22 protein-coding genes and 2 other annotated features are annotated in these 21,230 nt (G+C 36.2%); of the genes, 18 read left to right on the top strand and 4 right to left on the bottom strand.

Translation table 11 applies throughout. From position 1 onward, the window contains the following. Positions 1–59: 59 nt before the first annotated feature. The 7 genes from VK90_RS09610 to VK90_RS09580 all read left to right on the top strand — a co-directional run bounded on the left by VK90_RS09610 (position 60) and on the right by VK90_RS09580 (position 7,118). Positions 60–701: an O-methyltransferase gene (locus tag VK90_RS09610; RefSeq protein ID WP_048372308.1), complete on the top strand. Its 642-nt coding sequence runs from the start codon at positions 60–62 to the stop codon at positions 699–701. A gap of 7 nt (positions 702–708) precedes the next feature. After that, a complete protein-coding gene (locus tag VK90_RS09605) occupies positions 709–1,638 on the top strand; it encodes a peptidase U32 family protein (protein ID WP_048372306.1) in 930 nt (309 codons plus the stop codon). An 18-nt stretch (positions 1,639–1,656) separates the two neighbouring features. Continuing rightward, positions 1,657–2,937, top strand: coding sequence for a peptidase U32 family protein (locus VK90_RS09600; protein WP_000217969.1), 1,281 nt, complete (start codon positions 1,657–1,659; stop codon positions 2,935–2,937). Between the two features lie 17 nt (positions 2,938–2,954). Further along, the gene (gene udk, locus VK90_RS09595) at positions 2,955–3,593 is read left to right on the top strand and encodes a uridine kinase (protein WP_048372302.1); all 639 of its coding nucleotides are present in this window, start codon (positions 2,955–2,957) and stop codon (positions 3,591–3,593) included. Between the two features lie 275 nt (positions 3,594–3,868). Continuing rightward, complete coding sequence (gene greA, locus VK90_RS09590; protein WP_002173560.1) at positions 3,869–4,345, top strand: transcription elongation factor GreA; 477 nt, start codon at positions 3,869–3,871, stop codon at positions 4,343–4,345. Positions 4,346–4,578: 233 nt separating this feature from the next. Beyond that, on the top strand, positions 4,579–6,333 hold the full coding sequence (locus VK90_RS09585; protein ID WP_048372300.1) for a peptidoglycan D,D-transpeptidase FtsI family protein: 1,755 nt from the start codon (positions 4,579–4,581) through the stop codon (positions 6,331–6,333). 116 nt (positions 6,334–6,449) lie between these two features. Continuing rightward, positions 6,450–7,118 carry a YrrS family protein gene (locus VK90_RS09580; protein WP_048372298.1) on the top strand — a complete coding sequence of 223 codons (669 nt, stop codon included), beginning with the start codon at positions 6,450–6,452 and terminating at the stop codon, positions 7,116–7,118. A gap of 34 nt (positions 7,119–7,152) precedes the next feature. Here the strand turns inward: VK90_RS09580 and VK90_RS09575 are convergent, their stop codons facing one another. Then, positions 7,153–7,368 (bottom strand): YrzA family protein, encoded by a 216-nt coding sequence (locus VK90_RS09575; RefSeq protein WP_002173557.1) that lies wholly within the window; start codon positions 7,366–7,368, stop codon positions 7,153–7,155. A gap of 136 nt (positions 7,369–7,504) precedes the next feature. Here VK90_RS09575 and VK90_RS09570 point away from each other — a divergent pair, with 136 nt between their 5' ends. The 9 genes from VK90_RS09570 (at position 7,505) to VK90_RS09530 (ending at position 16,293) form a co-directional block, all read left to right on the top strand. Then, positions 7,505–8,143 carry a class I SAM-dependent DNA methyltransferase gene (locus VK90_RS09570; protein WP_002173556.1) on the top strand — a complete coding sequence of 213 codons (639 nt, stop codon included), beginning with the start codon at positions 7,505–7,507 and terminating at the stop codon, positions 8,141–8,143. 14 nt (positions 8,144–8,157) lie between these two features. Further along, complete coding sequence (mtnN, locus tag VK90_RS09565; RefSeq protein ID WP_002088741.1) at positions 8,158–8,853, top strand: 5'-methylthioadenosine/S-adenosylhomocysteine nucleosidase; 696 nt, start codon at positions 8,158–8,160, stop codon at positions 8,851–8,853. An 82-nt stretch (positions 8,854–8,935) separates the two neighbouring features. Next, positions 8,936–9,859: an O-acetylserine dependent cystathionine beta-synthase gene (locus VK90_RS09560; protein WP_002173555.1), complete on the top strand. Its 924-nt coding sequence runs from the start codon at positions 8,936–8,938 to the stop codon at positions 9,857–9,859. Positions 9,860–9,862: 3 nt separating this feature from the next. Beyond that, positions 9,863–10,996: a bifunctional cystathionine gamma-lyase/homocysteine desulfhydrase gene (locus tag VK90_RS09555; RefSeq protein WP_002173554.1), complete on the top strand. Its 1,134-nt coding sequence runs from the start codon at positions 9,863–9,865 to the stop codon at positions 10,994–10,996. Positions 10,997–11,257: 261 nt separating this feature from the next. Then, positions 11,258–13,861 carry a bifunctional acetaldehyde-CoA/alcohol dehydrogenase gene (adhE, locus tag VK90_RS09550; protein WP_048372295.1) on the top strand — a complete coding sequence of 868 codons (2,604 nt, stop codon included), beginning with the start codon at positions 11,258–11,260 and terminating at the stop codon, positions 13,859–13,861. Between the two features lie 126 nt (positions 13,862–13,987). Next, positions 13,988–14,224: a YrhC family protein gene (locus tag VK90_RS09545; protein WP_048372293.1), complete on the top strand. Its 237-nt coding sequence runs from the start codon at positions 13,988–13,990 to the stop codon at positions 14,222–14,224. A gap of 510 nt (positions 14,225–14,734) precedes the next feature. Continuing rightward, positions 14,735–15,262, top strand: coding sequence for a GNAT family N-acetyltransferase (locus tag VK90_RS09540; RefSeq protein ID WP_048372291.1), 528 nt, complete (start codon positions 14,735–14,737; stop codon positions 15,260–15,262). A 71-nt stretch (positions 15,263–15,333) separates the two neighbouring features. Next, positions 15,334–15,792: a GNAT family N-acetyltransferase gene (locus tag VK90_RS09535; RefSeq protein ID WP_002173549.1), complete on the top strand. Its 459-nt coding sequence runs from the start codon at positions 15,334–15,336 to the stop codon at positions 15,790–15,792. Positions 15,793–15,915: 123 nt separating this feature from the next. Beyond that, positions 15,916–16,293 carry a MaoC/PaaZ C-terminal domain-containing protein gene (locus VK90_RS09530; RefSeq protein WP_002173548.1) on the top strand — a complete coding sequence of 126 codons (378 nt, stop codon included), beginning with the start codon at positions 15,916–15,918 and terminating at the stop codon, positions 16,291–16,293. A gap of 38 nt (positions 16,294–16,331) precedes the next feature. On the opposite strand, the gene VK90_RS09525 is transcribed toward VK90_RS09530, so the two are convergent. Beyond that, positions 16,332–16,877: a helix-turn-helix domain-containing protein gene (locus VK90_RS09525; protein ID WP_048372288.1), complete on the bottom strand. Its 546-nt coding sequence runs from the start codon at positions 16,875–16,877 to the stop codon at positions 16,332–16,334. A 157-nt stretch (positions 16,878–17,034) separates the two neighbouring features. Here VK90_RS09525 and VK90_RS09520 point away from each other — a divergent pair, with 157 nt between their 5' ends. Together VK90_RS09520 and VK90_RS09515 are read left to right on the top strand one after the other, a co-directional pair. Continuing rightward, on the top strand, positions 17,035–17,439 hold the full coding sequence (locus VK90_RS09520) for a DoxX family protein (RefSeq protein ID WP_025147374.1): 405 nt from the start codon (positions 17,035–17,037) through the stop codon (positions 17,437–17,439). Between the two features lie 21 nt (positions 17,440–17,460). Beyond that, entirely contained in the window at positions 17,461–18,318 is an 858-nt protein-coding gene (locus tag VK90_RS09515) for a VOC family protein (protein WP_048372285.1), read from the top strand. Positions 18,319–18,334: 16 nt separating this feature from the next. Here VK90_RS09515 and VK90_RS09510 read toward each other — a convergent pair whose 3' ends face one another. Then, complete coding sequence (locus VK90_RS09510) at positions 18,335–18,649, bottom strand: 4a-hydroxytetrahydrobiopterin dehydratase (RefSeq protein WP_025147376.1); 315 nt, start codon at positions 18,647–18,649, stop codon at positions 18,335–18,337. Then, on the bottom strand, positions 18,630–20,384 hold the full coding sequence (locus VK90_RS09505) for an aromatic amino acid hydroxylase (protein ID WP_048372283.1): 1,755 nt from the start codon (positions 20,382–20,384) through the stop codon (positions 18,630–18,632). Before VK90_RS09505 ends, VK90_RS09510 begins: the two co-directional genes overlap by 20 nt. 161 nt (positions 20,385–20,545) lie before the next feature. Next, positions 20,546–20,773, bottom strand: a binding site (T-box leader). Between the two features lie 51 nt (positions 20,774–20,824). Next, positions 20,825–21,053, bottom strand: a binding site (T-box leader). Between the last annotated feature and the right edge of the window lie 177 nt (positions 21,054–21,230).

The raw sequence follows: 21,230 nt of genomic DNA, 5'->3' as shown, positions 1-21,230 counted from the left end.
AAAGACAAAGGTTTACGCGTCATAGAGGCACTTCTCCATGTAAATAAGGAGGACCAATTATGGAGGATGCAGTTAACGAGTACCTATTATCATTTATTGATCCAAAAGATAAATTAATTCTTGAAATGGAAGAGTATGCAACAGAAAACCATGTGCCGATTATGGATCGACTTGGAATGGAATTTATGCTGCAATTTTTACGTTTAATTGGACCGAAAAGCATTTTAGAACTTGGAACAGCAATCGGTTATTCTAGTATTCGTATGATGCAAGCCATTCCGAATTCTCGTATTGTGACAGTAGAGCGTAATCGCGAACGATATGAAAAGGCACTTGAATATATAGAACGTTCCCCAGTAACAGAGCGTATTTCTGTTATTTACGGTGATGCTTTAGAAACGGGCGAACAAGTGAAAGAACATGGAACATTTGACGTTATTTTTATTGATGCAGCGAAAGGGCAATATCGTCGCTTTTTTGACTTATATGAACCGTTATTAAATCCTGGTGGCGTTATTATTTCAGATAATGTTATGTACCATGGCCTGGTAACGACAAAAGAGAAAATTGAAAATAGACGTACACGTGGTTTGATTCGTCGTATTAAGACGTACAATGAATGGCTTATGAACCATGAAGGATATGATACAACGATTTTCCCGATTGGTGATGGAGTGGCTGTAAGTAAAAAGAAAGGGTGACAAAGGTATGAAGAAACCTGAATTGTTAGTAACGCCTAGAGCAGTGGCGGATATCGAACCTCTTGCAAAAGCAGGAGCAGATGCAGTAATAATCGGTGAACAAAAGTTTGGTTTACGTTTAGCAGGAGATTTTTCACGTGAAGATGTGAAAGAAGCTGTAAACATTGCACATGAAAATGGTGTGAAAGTATACGTTGCAATGAATGCGATGTTCCATAATGATAAAGTAGAAGAATTAACGGACTATGTTGCATTTTTAAATGAAATACATGTAGATGCGATTGTTTTCGGAGATCCAGCGGTATTAATGGCTGTTCGTGAAGTTGCACCAAACATGAAGTTGCACTGGAATACAGAAACGACAGCAACAAACTGGTTTACTTGTAACTATTGGGGGCAAAGAGGTGCGAAACGCGCTGTATTAGCTCGTGAGCTTAGTTTAGATGAAATTGTTGAATTAAAAGAAAATGCTGAAGTGGAACTTGAAGTGCAAATTCACGGTATGACTTGCATGTTCCAATCAAAGCGTTCATTAGTCGGAAACTACTTTGAGTATCAAGGTCGTAATCTCGATATTGAAAAGAAAAAGTATGAAGAGAATATGTTCTTATATGATCCAGAGCGCAATAATAAATATCCAATTTATGAAGATGAAAATGGTACTCACATTATGAGTCCGAACGATATTTGTTTCATTGATGAGTTAGAGGAACTAATCGATGCTGAAGTTGATAGCTTAAAAATCGAGGGTGTACTAAAAAGTTCTGAATACATTATTGAGGTAACGAAGAAATATCGTAAAGCAATTGATTTATGTGTAGAAGATCGTGATGCGTATTATGACGTGAAAGACGATTTATATAACGAGATAGAAGAAATGCAACCGGTAAATCGTCCGTTAGATACAGGGTTCTTCTTTAAAGAGACGGTTTACTAAACGAGGAGGGTGTAGGAAATGACTGTACAAGAAATTTCACGAGTGATCGATGGCAAACGCGTTATTGTGAAGAAACCTGAACTGTTAATCCCTGCGGGTAACTTAGAAAAATTAAAAGTAGCTATCCATTACGGGGCAGATGCTGTATATTTAGGTGGACAAGAATTTGGTCTTCGTTCAAATGCAGGTAACTTTACGCTGGAAGAAATGGCAGAAGGCGTTGAATTTGCAAAGAAATATGGAGCAAAAATATACGTAACAACAAATATCTTTGCGCATAATGAAAATATGGACGGGCTAGAGGAATATTTAAAAGGGATTGAAAAAGCTGGCGTAACGGGAATTATCGTTGCCGATCCGCTTATTATTGAGACATGTAAACGTGTAGCGCCTTCTGTTGAGGTGCATTTAAGTACACAACAATCACTATCCAACTGGAAAGCAGCACAGTATTGGAAAGAAGAAGGTTTACATCGTCTTGTATTAGCTCGTGAAGCAAGCTATGAAGAGATGAAAGAAATTAAAGAAAAAGTGGATATTGAAATTGAAGCATTCGTCCATGGTGCAATGTGTATCGCATATTCAGGAAGATGTACATTAAGTAACCATATGACAGCGCGTGACTCTAACCGTGGTGGTTGTTGTCAATCTTGTCGCTGGGACTATGATTTAGTTCAAACGGTATCACAACATAAAGATGCAAAAGAGCTTCCTCTATTCCAAGAAGAAGATGCTCACTTTGCGATGAGTCCAAAAGATTTAAATTTAATCTTATCAATTCCGAAAATGATTGAAATTGGAATTGATAGCTTAAAAGTTGAAGGACGTATGAAATCTATCCATTACGTAGCGACTGTAGCAACTGTATATCGTAAAGTAATTGATGCATATTGTGCGGATCCGGATAATTTTGAGTTTAAACAAGAATGGCTAGATGAGCTTGATAAATGTGCAAATCGTGATACAGCTCCTGCATTCTTTGAAGGGGTTCCAGGACATCAAGAGCAAATGTTTGGAAATCATAGTAAGAAAACAACGTATGATTTCGCTGGTTTAGTGTTAGATTATAATGAAGAAACGGGCATCGTAACGATTGAGCAACGTAATCATTTCAAACCAGGACATGAAGTGGAGTTCTTTGGACCAGAAATAGAAAACTTTACGCAGACGGTGGAGAAAATTTGGGATGAGGATGGAAACGAATTAGATGCAGCGAGACATCCGTTGCAAATCGTGAAATTCAAAGTGGATCAACCAGTGTATGTGAATAACATGATGCGCAAAAGCATACTTCAATAAGAAAGAGTGATAGTCGAATGGGGACGAATAAGCCTGTTGTAATTGGAATTGCTGGTGGTTCAGGATCAGGTAAAACGAGTGTAACGAAAGCGATTTTTGACCATTTTCAAGGTCATTCTATTTTAATCTTAGAGCAAGATTATTATTACAAAGATCAAAGCCATTTACCAATGGAAGAGCGTTTAAAAACAAATTATGATCATCCGCTTGCGTTTGATAATGATCTGTTAATTGAACATTTGCAGCAGTTGCTTGCATATGAGCAAATTGATAAGCCTGTATATGACTATACATTGCATACGCGTTCAGAAGAAATTATTCCAGTTGAGCCGAAAGATGTAATCATTTTAGAAGGAATTCTTATTTTAGAAGACCCACGTCTTTGCGAGTTAATGGACATTAAGTTGTTCGTTGATACAGATGCAGACCTTCGTATTTTACGCCGTATGCAGCGTGATATTAAAGAGCGTGGTCGTACGATGGATTCAGTTGTTGATCAATACGTAAGTGTTGTACGTCCAATGCACAATCAATTTATTGAGCCTTCTAAGAAATTTGCGGATATTATTATCCCTGAAGGTGGACAAAACCACGTTGCAATTGATATTATGGTGACAAAAATTGCTACAATTCTTGAACAAAAAGTAAATTTGTAATAGCATAGTAAAAGATATACGATAGGAAGGGATTTTTTCCCTTCCTATCGAATACAATGAAACATGCAACCTCATCTATATATAGGTGAGGGCATATTTATATCAAGTTTCCATACATATCTTCTTACTATAAAGAAGAATTTGGAATACGGGGTTGTATGTGACAACTCCACTAGTGCCACGTGTACTAGAAACCTCCGCTAATATAAGTGGGGGAGTTTTCATATGGAACTCCTCTTTTTTCGGGGGATTGGTATATAAAAGGAGTGGAAAATATGGCAACAGAAAAAACATACCCTATGACGCAAGAGGGTAAGCAAAAACTAGAGAACGAAGTTGAACAATTAAAAACAGTAAGACGTAAAGAAGTTGTAGAGCGTATTAAGATCGCGCGTAGCTTCGGAGATCTTTCTGAGAACTCAGAGTATGATGCAGCGAAAGATGAGCAAGCGTTCGTAGAAGGGCGTATTACACAACTGGAAAATATGATCCGTAATGCGGTTATCATTGAAGACAACGGTGAAGAGTCTACAGTTGTAACATTAGGTAAAACTGTAACATTTAAAGAATTACCGGGTGGAGACGAAGAAGCTTACACAATCGTAGGTAGCGCAGAAGCCGATCCATTTGAAGGAAGAATTTCTAACGATTCTCCAATCGCAAAAAGCTTATTAGGTAAGCAAATTGGTGAGAAGGTAGCAATCCAAACACCAGGTGGAGAAATGCAAGTAGAGATTATCTCTGTAAAATAATAAAAAAGATTCTCCCAATTGGGGGAATCTTTTTTATTATTTTAACTTTTTTATACAAATAAAAAACTGTTAGAACTTTCAAACGGTTCGACAGGAAAGGGCAATAAACTACTAAATAGTTTGATATCATAATTGAGGACTTTAAGTATATTGAGGTAATATAGCTTTAAATTTTGCAGTTTGTATAAATAAAACAGTACCTCGTCTAAACTAAAATAGACGAGGTGTTTTTTATGAAAATGAAACGGAGAATTATAATTGTTTTAATTTGTTTTATGGGTATGATTTTTTTATTACTTTGTCGTTTAATCCAAATACAGATTATAGATACAGAATCGTTTACTGACCGAAATATTAATTTGATTGAAAAAAGTGTTACGCAGCGCACACAATCACTTACAGTAGATAATGGAAGAGGGCATTTTATAGATCGAAATGGTAAGGAAATTGGTGAAGAGAAATATCCAGTTTTAATTATTTTCCCATTTTTACAAATAAAAAATGACATGTTAGAGAAAATTGCGCATATCATTGGTGTGTCGAGACAAGAGATAAGACTGCAAATAAAAAATAAGAATGAAGCATTTATATTACGAAGGGGGAATATCCCATTTCAATTAACGGTCGAGCAGATGGAGAAGGTAAATCGCTTAGATATTTTAGGTATTGTAGCAGCAGAAGTTCGATTGAAGCAAACGGGAGAGGCAAATCATTTAATAGGTGATGTGGGAGAGAATGAACAGGAATTTCAAAAGCGTTATGGAGAAATGAAAAAACTTTCGAAACAAACGCCAATTGGTATTTCCGGATTGCAGCAATCATTTGATGAATTTTTACTAACTGATGGAGAGGCGAAAGTACTATATCAAGTGGATCGACAAGGAGAACCGATTTTCGGGAAACAGGCGAAATATACTTCACCAGGAAATCCATTTTATCCAGTTACTATTCAAACGACAATACATAAAACGTTGCAACGACAGGCAGAAAAGATTATAGATGAAAACGGAATAAAAAAAGGTGGATTAGTATTACTAGACATAAAGAATAGTGAAATTTTAGCAATGGTAAGTAAGCCATCTTTACAGATGAGTGATAGGAGTGTATATAAAGCTACACTTGAAAATCAAATGTTAACTCCTCATTTTCCGGGGTCTGTTTTTAAAACAGTAGTTGCAGCGGCAGTAATTGATGAGAATTTGGTGCGGTTTAATCGTGCATTTAACTGTAATACGGATTTATACGATGAAAATCTGCCACAAGTTATGATGGGTTCATTAAATTTTAAGGAAAGCTTTGCTAGAAGCTGTAATCGGACGTTTGCCGCATTAGGTAATGAACTAATGCAAAAGGATAGTGAAGTTTTAGAAACGTATTTAGAGGCCTTAGGAGCAAGTCAGAAGGTAGGGTGGAAAGGTTCGGTATTTCATACACCGGAATTTGAGCAATTGCCAGAAGAAAAGAGTGCTATTATTTGGGGAAGCGAAGAAAATAAAGATAGTAGAAAAGCGATTGCCCAAACGATGGTCGGACAAAAAGATGTACGCGTGTCACCTCTAGCTATAGCGAATATGATGGCGACAATTGCTAGAGATGGAGAGAAGCTGGAAGTGAAAGCTGTGAAAAAAATAGTGTATAAAAATGGAACCGACTTTTTTACATTTGAAAACCATAAATTAAATGGGAAACAACTTTCTTATGAAACGGTGAAAAAACTACAAGAGTTATTAAGAGGCGTTGTAACGATGGAGAAGGGAACGGGAACGGCATTTCGTTCGTTGCCACTAAGTGTCGCTGGAAAATCTGGGACGGCACAAACAGGAAAAGGAACGAAGGTGAATCGCTGGTTTGCAGGTTATTTTCCATATGAAAACCCAAGATATGCTTTAGTTGTAGTTGATATAGAAACAGATAGTAACGTAAATGTAGTTACACCAGTTTTTACAGAACTGGTAGAAGCAATTCATCAATTAGAAAATGAAAAGTAATCTTGCAATTATTTATGAAATGTTTTCATTTCGTGAAAATATTATTGTAAATGTTCACCCTTTCTAGATTTAATGTTACAATAGCAAGTATGAAAAACTGCATGGAGGTTTGAAGAATGGCAGGAGGATCTAGATTCCAACAGAAACAACAAAAACGTCGTCAAAACGGTGTTTTAAATATTGCGATTGCTATTGTATTAGTGGCAGTAGCTATAGTAGCATATCAATTGTTTGTTCCTGATACAAAAGAGCAAGCGTCTTCTAGTGATAAAAAAGTAGCTCAGCAAACAACAAAAGAGAATAAAGCTGAGAAAGCTAAAGGTAAAGAAGAGACGAAGAAGAACGAGCAAGATAAAGCAGAGGCTAAGAAAAAAGAAGAAGAGAAGCAAAAGGCTGAAGAAGAAAAGAAAAAAGCTGAAGAAGAAAAGAAAAAAGCTGAAGAAGAAGCAAAAGCTAATGAGAAAGTATCAGCTGAAAAAACACAGCCAAAGGCAACAGATGCTTATACGAAACCTTCTTGGAAGCCAGTAGGTACAGAACAAGGTGCAACACCTGCGATGACGTTTAAAAAAGGTACAGCAGATTGGAATGAGATGAATCAAGCGATTTCCGCTGCAATTGACGTTCCAGTAGAGCAATTAGTTATTCATAGAATCGGAAATAACGGTAAGAATAAAGCCTACGGTAACGTACAAGATAAGCAATCAGGTAAAAAATATTATGTAAACATTGATTGGGTAGATAATGAGGGCTGGAAACCAGTACTTGTTCAAACTCTAAACTAAAAAAGAGAGGCTCTTAGGAGCTTCTCTTTTTTAGTTAGCGTAATTTTTTTAATTTAAAATGAACAACCGCACTATAATAAGGTCTTTTGCTTTCAGAATCCATAATCATTTGATGCGAGATATGATGTACTTCGAGCATAAGTGCTTTATTATTATCAATTTGCTCACTAATTTTTTTTTCTAAAGAAGCTAAGTCCGCTGCTTCAAAAAACTCTACTTTATCTTCTAACATTTCAAAGGTAAATGACACGAAGACGACCCCTCTCCTATGTAATCACCTATAGTGTAACAAAGAAAAGAAGGAAATACTATGTGCATTTCAATTGACATTTTTAGAAAGAGGGAATATCATACTGATAAAACCGATAAGAAAAAGGGGAATTTTTATGGGCATAGAATTTAATGGTTTATTTGATGAATGGGCTCATACGTACGACTCATTTGTACAAGGCGAAGATATACAATATAAAGAAGTTTTCGCCCATTATGAGGACATTTTAGAGGATGTAGTTAACAAGTCATTTGGCAACGTATTAGAATTCGGTGTTGGTACTGGCAATTTAACAAATAAATTATTACTTGCTGGTCGCACAGTTTACGGTATAGAACCGTCACGCGAAATGCGTACTATTGCAAAAGAGAAATTACCAAAAGAGTTTTCAATTACAGAGGGTGACTTTCTTTCATTTGAAGTCCCAAATTCAATTGATACTATTGTGAGCACCTATGCATTTCATCATTTAACAGATGAAGAAAAAGATGTAGCAATTGCGAAGTATAGTCAATTGCTAAACAAAGGTGGTAAAATAGTGTTTGCTGATACGATATTTGCAGATCAAGATGCATATGATAAAACTGTTGAAACAGCAAAACAAAGAGGTTTTCATCAGTTAGCAAACGATTTGCAAACAGAATACTATACACGTATTCCTATCATGCAATCTATTTTTGAAAACAATGGCTTCCATGTAACGTTTACGAGATTAAATCATTTTGTATGGGTAATGGAGGCAACTAAGCAATAGAAAGAGGGATTAGATTGAGAATTGCTGTAATTGGAGCAATGGAAGAAGAAGTACGTATTTTACGTGACAAACTAGAACAAGCAGAAACAGAAACTGTTGCAGGTTGTGAATTTACGAAAGGGCTATTGGCAGGACATGAAGTAATCTTGCTAAAGTCTGGTATTGGTAAAGTAAATGCAGCGATGTCAACGACAATTTTATTAGAAAGATATAAACCTGAAAAAGTAATCAACACTGGTTCAGCTGGTGGATTCCATCATTCTTTAAATGTTGGAGATGTGGTTATTTCAACAGAAGTTCGTCATCATGACGTAGATGTTACAGCATTTAACTACGAATATGGTCAAGTGCCAGGAATGCCACCTGGATTTAAAGCTGATGAGGCATTAGTTGCATTAGCTGAGAAATGTATGCAAGCAGAAGAAAATATTCAAGTTGTAAAAGGTATGATTGCAACAGGTGATTCATTTATGAGTGATCCGAACCGCGTTGCAGCAATTCGTGATAAATTTGAAGACCTTTATGCAGTAGAAATGGAAGCAGCAGCTGTTGCGCAAGTATGCCACCAATATGAAGTTCCGTTTGTTATTATTCGTGCACTTTCTGATATTGCTGGTAAAGAATCAAATGTTTCATTTGATCAATTTTTAGATCAAGCAGCTCTTCATTCTACAAACTTTATCGTAAAAGTACTAGAAGAGTTAAAGTAATGTAACAAAAAGGCAACTGTCTCATATAAAGAAAATACATACAGTTGCCTTTTCTTTATTGGCAAATAAGGGGGAGAACACGATGAATGTATATCGTGGCGTTCATGAGTTGATTGGCCATACACCAATCGTAGAAATTACTCGTTTTTCACTTCCGAAAGGAGTCCGTTTATTTGCAAAGCTTGAATTTTACAACCCAGGCGGAAGCGTTAAGGATCGTTTAGGAAGGGAATTAATCGAAGATGCACTAGAAAAAGGGCTTGTTACCCAGGGCGGAACAATTATTGAACCGACGGCTGGAAATACCGGTATTGGACTGGCACTTGCAGCGTTAGAACATGATTTACGCGTCATTGTTTGTGTACCAGAGAAATTTAGTGTTGAAAAGCAAGAATTAATGAAAGCGTTAGGTGCAACGGTCGTGCATACACCGACTGAGCAGGGAATGACCGGCGCAATTGCAAAGGCAAAAGAATTAGTAAAGGAAATACCAAATTCATACTCTCCAAGTCAGTTTGCTAATGAAGCAAACCCTCGTGCTTATTTCAAAACACTAGGTCCTGAACTTTGGGATGCACTGAATGGAGAGATTAACATATTTGTTGCAGGGGCAGGAACTGGCGGTACGTTTATGGGAACTGCGTCTTATTTAAAAGAGAAAAACATTGATATTAAAACGGTTATTGTAGAACCAGAAGGATCTATTTTAAATGGTGGTAAGGCTGGTTCACATGAAACAGAAGGAATTGGTCTTGAATTTATTCCACCATTTTTAAAAACATCTTATTTCGATGAAATTCATACGATTTCTGATCGAAATGCATTTTTACGTGTAAAAGAATTGGCGCAAAAGGAAGGTCTTCTCGTTGGAAGTTCTTCAGGAGCGGCATTCCATGCAAGCTTGCTTGAGGCTGAAAAAGCAAAACCAGGTACAAATATTGTAACGATTTTTCCAGATAGTAGTGAGCGTTATTTAAGTAAAGATATATACAAAGGATGGGAATAAAAAATGAGAGCAAAGACAAAGTTAATTCATGGTATTCGCATAGGAGAACCTTCAACTGGATCTGTAAACGTACCGATTTATCAAACGAGTACGTACAAACAAGAAGCAGTTGGTAAGCATCAAGGATATGAATATTCACGAACAGGTAATCCAACTCGTTCAGCTTTAGAAGAAATGATTGCAGTATTAGAAAATGGTCATGCTGGATTTGCATTTGGTTCAGGGATGGCAGCTATTACAGCAACAATTATGTTATTCTCAAAAGGAGATCACGTCATTTTAACAGACGATGTTTACGGTGGAACATACCGCGTTATTACAAAAGTACTAAACCGTTTCGGCATTGAGCATACCTTTGTAGATACAACAAACCTAGAGGAAGTTGTAGAAGCAATTCGCCCAAATACGAAAGCGATTTATGTGGAAACACCGACGAATCCGTTACTGAAAATTACTGATATTAAGAAAATATCCACTCTTGCAAAAGAGAAAGATTTATTAACAATTATTGATAACACATTCATGACGCCGTATTGGCAGTCACCAATTTCTTTAGGAGCAGACATTGTACTTCATAGTGCAACAAAATATTTAGGTGGGCATAGTGATGTGGTTGCAGGCCTAGTAGTTGTAAATAGCCCACAATTAGCAGAAGACCTTCATTTCGTACAAAACTCAACAGGAGGCATTCTTGGACCACAAGATAGCTTCTTACTACTTCGTGGTTTAAAAACACTAGGAATTCGTATGGAAGAGCATGAAACAAATTCACGCGCAATTGCTGAGTTTTTAAATAACCATCCAAAAGTAAATAAAGTATATTATCCGGGTCTTGAATCACATCCAAATCACGAATTAGCAACAGAACAAGCGAACGGATTTGGTGCAATCATCTCATTTGATGTAGATAGTGAAGAAACATTAAATAAAGTACTAGAAAAACTACAATATTTTACACTTGCTGAAAGTTTAGGAGCAGTAGAAAGCTTAATTTCTATTCCATCACAAATGACACATGCATCTATTCCAGCTGATCGCCGTAAAGAATTAGGAATTACAGATACATTAATTCGTATTTCTGTCGGTATTGAAGATGGTGAAGATTTAATTGAAGATTTAGCACAAGCGTTAGCATAATAAAAATGTACTGCTCTATATGAGCAGTACATTTTTATTATGTTAATTTGTGAAATATTTCACAAATTAGACACACACAAATGAAATGATTTCCTGTATATTAAATTCATGAAATGTTACTCACGAACAAACTTGTGAAATATTTCACAAACGATGAGGTTCATGTAAGAAGGCAACTCTATTTTTTTTACGATAATAGGGACTTATTTTGACCTATAGGGACATATAAGGACCACGATAGTAGAATAGGAGGAAATTTACATGGTAGTCAAAGAGAAAGTTGTAAATGAAATGCAAGAGGTAAAAGAGATGATTGATACGTTAGTGAAGAACGGTCAAAAAGCTTTACAAGCATTAGATAGTTTTACACAAGAGCAAATTGACAACATTGTTCATGAAATGGCACTAGCAGGTGTTGATCAACATATGCCACTTGCGAAATTGGCTGTTGAAGAAACGGGCCGTGGTGTATATGAAGACAAATGCATTAAAAATATTTTTGCCACTGAATATATTTGGCATAGCATAAAGAAAGATAAAACGGTAGGAATTATTCACGAAGATCCTCATGAAGAAATAATAGAAATTGCGGAACCTGTCGGTGTAGTAGCAGGAGTAACACCAGTAACTAATCCAACGTCGACAACGATGTTTAAAGCATTAATCGCAATAAAAACGAGAAATCCAATTATTTTCGCATTTCACCCTTCTGCACAAAACTGTTCCATTGCAGCGGCGAAAACAGTATATGATGCAGCAGTGAAGGCTGGTGCACCAAAACACTGTATTCAATGGATTGAAAGACCTTCTGTCGAAGCAACGAAACAATTAATGAACCATGAAGGTGTTGCACTCGTTCTAGCAACTGGAGGAGCTGGTATGGTGAAATCAGCTTATTCTACTGGCAAACCAGCGTTAGGTGTAGGCCCTGGTAATGTACCATGTTATATAGAGAAATCGGCACATGTTAAACGAGCTGTTAATGATTTGATTTTATCGAAAACGTTTGATAACGGAATGATTTGTGCATCAGAACAAGCTATCATTGTAGATAAGGAAATTTATGATGATGTTAAAACAGAAATGATTGCAAACAATTGTTACTTTGTAACAGAAGAAGAGAGAAGAAAATTAGAAAAGCTTGTTATTAATGAAAATACATGTGCAGTAAATAGCGATATTGTAGGGAAATCAGCACAGTACATTGCCGAATTAGTAGGGATTACTGTACCTGAAGATACAAAAATTCTTATAGCTGAAATTAAAGGGATCGGAGCAGCGTATCCACTATCTCGTGAGAAACTGAGCCCAGTATTAGCTTGTGTAAAAGCAAATTCATTAGAAGAAGGATTAACATACTGCGAAGGAATGTTAGACCTTGGTGGCTTAGGGCATTCAGCAGTCATTCATTCTACAAATAAAGAAGTACAAAAACAATTTGGATTACGCATGAAAGCTTGCCGTCTCATAGTAAATGCACCTTCATCACAAGGGGGAATTGGCGATATATATAACGGATTTATTCCATCACTTACGCTTGGTTGTGGTTCTTACGGGAAAAACTCAGTTTCCCAAAACGTAACGGCGACTCATTTATTAAATATAAAAAGGCTGGCAAATAGAAAAAAGAATATGCAATGGTTCAAATTACCACCAAAAATTTATTTTGAAAAACATGCGACAGCATATTTAGAAAACATGCCCAATATTTCACGTGCATTTATTGTAACGGATCCAGGAATGGTGGAGCATGGTTATGTAGATACAGTTACACACTATTTACGTAAACATGTAAATGATGTGAAAGTTGAAGTTTTCTTTGAAGTCGAGCCAGATCCATCAGATGAAACTGTTTTTAAAGGTGCGGACATGATGAAAAGCTTTAAACCAGATGTAATTATCGCACTTGGTGGTGGTTCAGCTATGGATGCAGCAAAAGGGATGTGGCTATTCTATGAGCACCCAGAAACAACATTCTATGGAATTAAACAGAAGTTTTTAGATATACGAAAACGCACATGTAAATATCCGAAATTAGGAAATAAAGCGCAGTTTGTTGCAATTCCAACAACATCAGGAACTGGGTCAGAAGTGACGCCATTTGCGGTTATTACAGATAAGAAAAATAATATAAAGTATCCGCTCGCAGATTATGAATTAACACCAGATGTAGCGATTGTTGATCCACAATTTGTAATGACAGTACCACCTCATGTAACAGCAGATACTGGCATGGACGTATTAACACATGCAATTGAAGCATATGTGTCTGTTATGGCAAATGATTATACAGATGGTTTAGCGTTAAAAGCAATTGATCTCGTATTTAAGTATTTACCGAGAGCATATGAAGATGGAAATGATGAAGAAGCTCGAGAAAAAATGCATAATGCTTCCGCAATCGCAGGTATGGCATTTGCAAATGCATTCCTAGGTATTAATCACAGTTTAGCACATAAACTTGGACCAGAATTCCATATTCCACACGGACGTGCAAATGCAATTCTTATGCCGCACGTAGTCCGCTATAATGCTATTAAGCCAAGAAAACACGCATTGTTCCCAAAATATGAGCACTTTGTAGCGGATGAACGCTATGCACATATTGCGAGAATGCTCGGACTTCCAGCAAGCTCAACAGCAGAAGGTGTGGAATCACTCGTTCAAGCAATTATTGCGCTTGGAAAAAGCTTGAATATTAATATGAGCATTGCAGAGCAAGGAGTTGCTAAAGAACAATTTGAAGAGGTTGTCGGAGTGTTAGCAGAAAGAGCTTTTGAAGACCAATGTACAACAGCTAATCCAAAATTACCGCTCATTTCAGAACTGAAAGAAATTTATATGGAAGCATATAAAGGCCTGTAATAGATATATGAAAGAGTCGCATTTAAGCGGCTCTTTTTCTTTGGAAAACATCTCCCAGATTGGCTCTATTTACTTGTCTTTAAGCTTCATAGAATATGATACAGTGAGGAGGGGAGTGATAAATAAATGAAAGAATTACAACAAAAAATAGCAGATTATATCCGATTCGGACAAGTGCTTCTTGCAGTAAGTACATTTTTGATGGTTGGTTTATTAATTCCGAATGGAGCAAAAGAGACGTTACAAACTTTTGTTATGATGGGGAGTATCATATTATTTTTAAGTTTTTCATTCCTCTTCTTTAAGCGTGCTAAAGCGATGCGTGATCAATTAGAGGAGAGCGAATATGAAGAAAATTGTTAAATGAGGCGCTACGAAAAGAAGAACTCTTTTTGTAGCGTTTTTTCGTTTTTGTAGAAAATGTATGCGTTTCACATTGACAATGATAATCCTTATCGATTAGAGGTGAAAGAATGAAAAAATCCATTACGCTTTTCACAGCGATCTTATCTATTTTTTTCTTATTAAAATGTACATATTAAAGCTGGAGAAATTGCTAGTTTAATCGGTCCTAATTGACCGCAAGAGTTCTTATGTGCGGTAAACTTTCCACTTGAAAAATTGGAAAGTTTACCGCCCGTTAGAACGGGATAAGTATCTAGTATATTTCGAAATCCTACACCCCCCTCAGTTGTAGTTTTCTTTATACTAGTTATGATATGGATGCAGTAGACACTCTTTTGTCTACTGCTTTTTTTTTGATATAATACAATTTAATAAGACTGAATCTTCTTTCTTTTTAGCGGTTTTCTTAATACAAAGCATTCAACACTTACGTAATTTGAAATATGTTGTTATGTAATGAGGTTCAAAATGATGGGAGTGAATAAAAGAGTGTTCCATACAGATCGCCTACAATTTCGCAAATATACAATGGATGATTTACAGTTCTACGCTTCGTTATGGGGGAATGAGAAGGTAATGCGTTATATTGGAAATGGAACGTTAAAAACATATATGCAATGCAAAAAAAGTTTGGAGGAGTGGGTACTTCCGAATTATAAAAATGGTCTCGGTTTATTTGTAATGATTGAAAAGGAAACGGGCATACGAATTGGTCATGCAGGGCTTGTCAAGCAGAAAGTAGATGGAAAAGAGGAAATTGAGATTGGTTATTGGCTACTTCCTAAGTATTGGGGGAAAGGATATGCGAAAGAGGCCGCGGCAGCATTTCGAGACTATGGTTTTCAAGCGTTACAAATGAATAAATTAATTTCACTTATTAATCCGAACCACCCAGCTTCAATATTTGTCGCTAGAAAAACAGGGCTTAGCTATGAAAAAACAACTGCATTTCATGGAATTGATGTCCTAGTTTATTCTATTAAGAGAGTTGGATGAAAAAATTCACTTTTTTAAAGGTGAAATGTCCTTTTTGAAGAATGGTATATAAAAATAAAAGGAGGGATTAAATGTATATTTATCATAATGGACTAATTATTCGTGAAGGAACGAATGGAGTGCCAGCATATGCAATTAAAACATTATTTGAAGATGCTGGCTGGAGTAATGATAATATCCCTTCTTGGCAAATTGAAAAATTTACGATAGCATTTGAAAATTCAACATGGGCTTTCACAATTTGGGATGAAGAAGAGATGGTCGCGATGGTTAGAGTGATTTCTGATCAAATCATGGTTGCTAACATAGTAAATTTAGTTGTGAAGTGTGAGTATAGAGGAAAAGGATTAGGTAAGAAACTTGTGGCTCTTTGTTTGCAAAAGCTTCCACATGGCGATTGGTTTGCGCATACATCTGCTAACAATTTTGATTTTTATAGAAGCTGTGGTTTTGAAGTAAGAGAGTTATCAAGAAATGGAACATGTGCGTACTATGGGTATCAAGTGGCAAAAAGGGATGGCCATCGATAAATGAGCGGAAAGTAAAGAAAAATCATAGTTAAGTAATTCTGATTCTTTTCATAATAGAAAATGAATTGAGGCTCATTTTATGGTAAAATGAAAGAAAATTCAGTTATTATTAGGGGGATAAAAATGAGTATAAAAGTTGGGGATGTATTTAAATACGAAAGAAAGTTTACCGAGGAAGAAGTTTTTGAATTTGCAAATATTACAGGCGATAAAGGTAGACATCATATGGAATATGATGAGAATGGACGATTAATGGTTCATGGTTTATTGACTGCTAGCATTGGGACGAAAGTAGGCGAAGAGTTACATTACATCGCAAGGGAATTAGTAAGTGAGTTTATTAGACCAGTTTTTACAGGGGATACGATTACTTGTGAATTAACTTTAACAAATATTGAACAAATGGAAGGGTATAAAAAAGTTTCAATAGAGTCAGTTTATCGTAACCAACATGAAAAGACTGTACTAGTCGGGACAAGTTATGGAATTATACGGGAATAAAAAAGAAGCCTGTTTCAAACAGGCTTCTTTTTTATTATTTAGTAAACACGTTTTCGATTTTCCGCATGACTAGAGATAAGTAATAATGCAGTTTCTTCACCTACATTACGAACAATATGAGGAACACATGCATTCCAGGAGAAAGAATCACCTTCTTCTACAATTGCAATATCTTCCCCATGTTGAACTTCTAGTTTTCCACGTAATACAAGGTGACATTCTTCCCCTTCATGAGCATTTGGTGAGTTTTCTTTCGGAAACCCGGTAGGAATTTCTACTAGAGATAGGCGAAGACCACCTTGCTCCGCAACATGTTCAATTCTTTGTTCATCTTTTCCGTATACACTGTATTTACGTTCTTCTTTTTTTACAATTTTCAACCGATCTTTTTGTTCTAATAATAAATAGGGAAGGGGAACGTTTAAAAAATTGGAGATCGTTTCTAAAGTTGAGATAGATGGTGATGTTTTATTATTTTCAACTTGACTCATAAAGCCTTTAGAAAGACCTGTTCCTTCACAAATTTGTGCGATTGTTATCCCTCGACGTTGACGAATTTCACGTATTGCAGAACCAATGTTCATAAAAATCAAGCTCCTTTTTGTAAACAACTATTTGTATCATAGCAAAAAAAATATATTTTTTTCCACTGAAAATGAATTGACGAATAAAAAAAATTAGTGTATGTTTTGTAATGTAAATAAAAGTTTTGTATAAGAAAACTATAAAGGAGAGAAAGAAATGAATCAACATATCGGTAACTTAATTATTCGTATCGTGTTAGGGGTAACGTTCTTTATGCACGGTTTAACAAAATTCCAATCAGGAATTGACAATATTGCAGGGTGGTTCACAAGCATTGGTTTACCAGGAGGACTTGCATACGGTGTAGCAACAGTGGAATTAGTTGGTGGTCTATTGTTAATTCTAGGTTTAGGTGTAAGATATATTGGATTATTATTTGCACTTGTTATGGTTGGAGCAATTGTAAAAGTGAAATGGTCAGCTGGTTTATTAGGAGATGGAAAAAATCCTGGCTTCGAATTAGAACTTGCATTGTTAGCGATGGGTGCGTACTTATTTGTTGCAAAAGCAGACGGTTTTATAGATAATTTCTTAAAAGAAAAAGTGTTTAAAAAAGCTTAATTTACATGGGGGGCTAACAAGATGAGTTTTCAACTTCATCCCGATACAACACTTGATGTTGTTCATTTATACGTATCAAATATAAAGAAATCACTAGAGTTTTATACGGAAGTACTAAGCATGAAAGTGTTAAAAGAAGATGAAACAGTCGTTACATTTGGGAATGAAAATGACGAACCACTCCTTATCATTGAAGAAAAGAAAGAAGCTTTTCCGAAACAAAGAGGGAGAACAGGATTATATCATTACGCAATTTTATTACCAAGCAGACAGGATTTAGCGAATGTTCTTCGTCATCTTGTAGAGATGGTATATCCACTGCACGGCGGAGCCGATCATTACTTTAGTGAAGCCCTTTATTTAGCTGATCCAGATGGAAACGGGATTGAAATTTATCATGATCGCCAAAAAGAAGTTTGGCGTGATGAAAATGGAGAGCTACCATTTGTTAGTAACCCGTTAGCCGGTGAAGAATTATTACAGCAAGGAAGTACATGGAATGGCTTTCCAGCTGGTACTGTGATGGGGCATATTCATTTCCATGTAGCTGATTTGGAAGAAGCGAAACGTTTCTATGTTGATGGTCTTGGTTTTGAAGTAACCATCCCAGCTCGTAATGGAGCGTTGTTCGTATCCGCAGGTGGTTATCATCACCATATTGGTTTAAATACATGGCAAGGTGAAGGGATACCACCGCAAATGCCAAATTCCGTCGGCTTGAAATATTTCACAATTGTACTAGCGGATGAAAAACAAAAAGAACAAGTATGTGAAAGCTTAAAAAATATTGGCAAGATTGCTACGTACAAAGATGGAATATTACAAGTTGAGGACCCATTTGGACATTGTATACATTTCAAAATAAAAGGAGAAGCCTAAAAATGGCTTCTCTTTTTTACTTTCTTATAATTGCTTTTTCGTTTTGTAAAAATAGTTCATCAAATTGCTTCGCAAGCTCAAAATCTAGTTTCGTTAAACCTTTTGCATTCCATGATGACAAAGTAATAATGACTGCTTTATACTGGATAAGGATAAATGGATGGTGATTATGTTCTTCTGATAGTTTGGCGGCTTCAGAGACAAATTCGACTCCTTTTAAGTAGTCGGAAAACATATATTTTCTTTCGATCCATTTTTCATCTTTCACTGTCCATTTATCCAGCTTTGCTAATTCCTCTTGTACTTCTTCATTATTTAATCGTAGCATCATTTTTCACATCCTTTATCTGTAGTAGTGCAAGACCATTGTTAATAAGACGCGTTACAGCTTCGTCAGTTGTGAAGGTAGAAAGTTGTTGTAATAATGCTGCTGATGCTTCATGACCTTTGTTATGTTCTAAAAGCAATTCTAAAATTTCAAGACGAAGCAACCATTCTTTCGGATAAAATTTATTTAATACTTCTTGGATTGCTACTAATTGCTCGACATGCGCGTCGTGTAAAGTACCTTCACCTCGAATATCACGAACCGTTTGATACATACGTTCAAGCTCAGTCAGTACAAGCGGATCAGGAGTTTCTTGTACTTCTTCATCCATTGGGAAAAATGCAGCTGCATCTGCCGCTCCTGGGAATACAGAAGTGATTTGTGAGCCGACAGCCATATCAAATGCTCCCCATGAAGGATCAAATAATAAGCGATCTTTATGAGTAACTGTACAATCTATAAAGGAGATAAGAGCAATCTTTTTATCATTCTTTAAAATGTCTGTTACTGTTCCTTTTACATGAATGCCACTTGCAAAAGTAAACTCTGCACTATTTCCAATTGTAATGCATAATGATTGTAATTGTTCTTCTGTACAATTTTCTAATGCAATATCTCCATCTAGTAATCCGATTGGTGTCCCGAATCCATCGCTATGCACAGATGTAGAATGATTTGCTAACTGTTTATTATGAATTGCTAATGCAGTTGGTGTATTTGTTCTCATATAAATGACTTCACCAGTATCATTTTTAATTGTCTCTGTAAATGTACCTGTAATTTGTAATCCGCTACTTAGCTCAGTTGTAGCATGGTTTTCGGAGCGGATTGCTTTTTCTAATCCTTCTGTGCCACCTGTTTTAAATGCCATCGTTTCAGAGAACTTCTCAAGTGCCTCAGTCAACTCTTCAAATGATTCGCAAACAAATAGCTGTGGCTGCATTTTTGTTACGTCATAAGTTGTACCTGTACAAGCTTCAATTGAGAATGGGACTTTCTTTACAGCATCTGTTAAACAATGCTTACTTTCACCGACAGAGGAAAGGAGACCAGCACCGTAAATTTTTGGGTCATCTATATTACCGATTAAGCCATATTCCACTGTCCACCAGAATAGACGTGAAATTTGTTCTGCTTCTGATAAACCAGAAACTAAGTTTTGTTTTTCGATTACAGCATTTTCAGCAGCTGCAACTTCTTCAGGTGTAGAAGTCGGGCTTTCTTTTACAATCGTTAATGTACGAACAGCTTCGAAAGCTTCATGTTCTTCTTTGGTGGAGAAAGCCTTCGCTCCAATTTGTCCAAATCGTTTCACATATTTTGCATATGTAGGATCAAGTAAAATCGGTGCGTGTCCTGCTGCTTCATGAACGATATCAGGAGCTGGTGTATACTCGATATTTTCTACTTTACGAATATCTGTTGCGATTGGTAGTAATCCGTGCCCCTGAAAATCAAAGAATGCGACGCCGGGAATAAGTCCGTCAATCGTTACGGCGCCCCAGCCGCTTGGTGCTAAACAGTCATTCATTTCTTCTACTTTTGGAATCGCATCTATATTAATACCAGATGATTGTAGTCCATTAACGTATGCTGGATGAGCAACATCTTTTAAGAAGTTATGGTTTTGTTTCATAATGTAACGCCAAACAGCGTGATTCACCGGCGTGTATTGATCATAATGCTGTGTGGATACGAATGGTTTTAAATGTGATGGAATTTTTGTTTTCTTTGTCATTTAGACATCCTCCTTTTTTTCTATAAAAATGAATACCGGTTCGTATAGCTTGTACCACCTCCCTTCAAAATTGTAAGCGCTTATAGAATTTTATCATAAGATTCGGAATTATTTAACAACTGTTTGCGTGAGAAATAGAAAAAGCCCCTATCGGAACATCCGATAGGGGCGAAAGAATCGCGGTACCACCCTATTTGTAAGTGAAAATATACTTACATCTCAACTAATGATAACGGAAAAACTCCGTCTTTTCCTTCATGCATAAAAGCACTACGAAAAAGAAGCTCCAGAATTGTAATTCGTACTTATATATGTGCTAATTTCCACCGACCATTAGCTCTCTGAAACAGGGATACAAGATACTACTGCGATTCTTTCAACGCGTATATATGAAGTTATTTAAAAGGGAAGGACGCAAAAAAGTCCCTATCGGAATATCCGATAGGGACGATAAAAATCGCGGTACCACCCTATTTGTAAACAACTAATTGTTTACCACTTACTTTAAGATAACGGAAAGATCCGTCTTTCTCTTCATGCATAAAAAGCATTACGGGAAAGAAGCTCCAGAATTGTAATTCACGCTTGTATATGTACTGATTTGCACCAACCATCAGTTCTCTGAGACAGGGATATAAGTCGCTACTAGTATTCCTTCAAAGCCGATATATAATTCGTTCAACTAAACTATGTTTTGTATTATAAAACTATATTGAAAAGCTTGTCAACAATAATTTTATTATTTTACTTCTAAATCAACGTTTAAATTAGATGTATTTTCAGTTGCATCAGTTGCAACAATGAAACTCCCACTAATAAAAGTTCTAATTTTCAGGAAATAAATAT

This window comes from Bacillus sp. LK2 (assembly GCF_001043575.1).
In the GTDB taxonomy this organism is placed as follows: Bacteria; Bacillota; Bacilli; order Bacillales; family Bacillaceae_G; genus Bacillus_A; species Bacillus_A paramycoides.
Note: the sequence above shows the minus strand (reverse complement) of the source record. Positions and strands in the feature narration are given on the sequence as shown.

Excerpts from the sequence above, each read along its gene's own strand:
- VK90_RS09610 (WP_048372308.1), top strand. The coding sequence starts at position 60 with ATGGAGGATGCAGTTAACGAGTACCTATTATCATTTATTGATCCAAAA.
- VK90_RS09605 (WP_048372306.1), top strand. The coding sequence starts at position 709 with ATGAAGAAACCTGAATTGTTAGTAACGCCTAGAGCAGTGGCGGATATC.
- VK90_RS09600 (WP_000217969.1), top strand. The coding sequence starts at position 1,657 with ATGACTGTACAAGAAATTTCACGAGTGATCGATGGCAAACGCGTTATT.
- udk (WP_048372302.1), top strand. The coding sequence starts at position 2,955 with ATGGGGACGAATAAGCCTGTTGTAATTGGAATTGCTGGTGGTTCAGGA.
- greA (WP_002173560.1), top strand. The coding sequence starts at position 3,869 with ATGGCAACAGAAAAAACATACCCTATGACGCAAGAGGGTAAGCAAAAA.
- VK90_RS09585 (WP_048372300.1), top strand. The coding sequence starts at position 4,579 with ATGAAAATGAAACGGAGAATTATAATTGTTTTAATTTGTTTTATGGGT.
- VK90_RS09580 (WP_048372298.1), top strand. The coding sequence starts at position 6,450 with ATGGCAGGAGGATCTAGATTCCAACAGAAACAACAAAAACGTCGTCAA.
- VK90_RS09570 (WP_002173556.1), top strand. The coding sequence starts at position 7,505 with ATGGGCATAGAATTTAATGGTTTATTTGATGAATGGGCTCATACGTAC.
- VK90_RS09560 (WP_002173555.1), top strand. The coding sequence starts at position 8,936 with ATGAATGTATATCGTGGCGTTCATGAGTTGATTGGCCATACACCAATC.
- VK90_RS09555 (WP_002173554.1), top strand. The coding sequence starts at position 9,863 with ATGAGAGCAAAGACAAAGTTAATTCATGGTATTCGCATAGGAGAACCT.
- adhE (WP_048372295.1), top strand. The coding sequence starts at position 11,258 with ATGGTAGTCAAAGAGAAAGTTGTAAATGAAATGCAAGAGGTAAAAGAG.
- VK90_RS09545 (WP_048372293.1), top strand. The coding sequence starts at position 13,988 with ATGAAAGAATTACAACAAAAAATAGCAGATTATATCCGATTCGGACAA.
- VK90_RS09540 (WP_048372291.1), top strand. The coding sequence starts at position 14,735 with ATGATGGGAGTGAATAAAAGAGTGTTCCATACAGATCGCCTACAATTT.
- VK90_RS09535 (WP_002173549.1), top strand. The coding sequence starts at position 15,334 with ATGTATATTTATCATAATGGACTAATTATTCGTGAAGGAACGAATGGA.
- VK90_RS09530 (WP_002173548.1), top strand. The coding sequence starts at position 15,916 with ATGAGTATAAAAGTTGGGGATGTATTTAAATACGAAAGAAAGTTTACC.
- VK90_RS09525 (WP_048372288.1), bottom strand. The coding sequence starts at position 16,877 with ATGAACATTGGTTCTGCAATACGTGAAATTCGTCAACGTCGAGGGATA.
- VK90_RS09520 (WP_025147374.1), top strand. The coding sequence starts at position 17,035 with ATGAATCAACATATCGGTAACTTAATTATTCGTATCGTGTTAGGGGTA.
- VK90_RS09515 (WP_048372285.1), top strand. The coding sequence starts at position 17,461 with ATGAGTTTTCAACTTCATCCCGATACAACACTTGATGTTGTTCATTTA.
- VK90_RS09510 (WP_025147376.1), bottom strand. The coding sequence starts at position 18,649 with ATGATGCTACGATTAAATAATGAAGAAGTACAAGAGGAATTAGCAAAG.
- VK90_RS09505 (WP_048372283.1), bottom strand. The coding sequence starts at position 20,384 with ATGACAAAGAAAACAAAAATTCCATCACATTTAAAACCATTCGTATCC.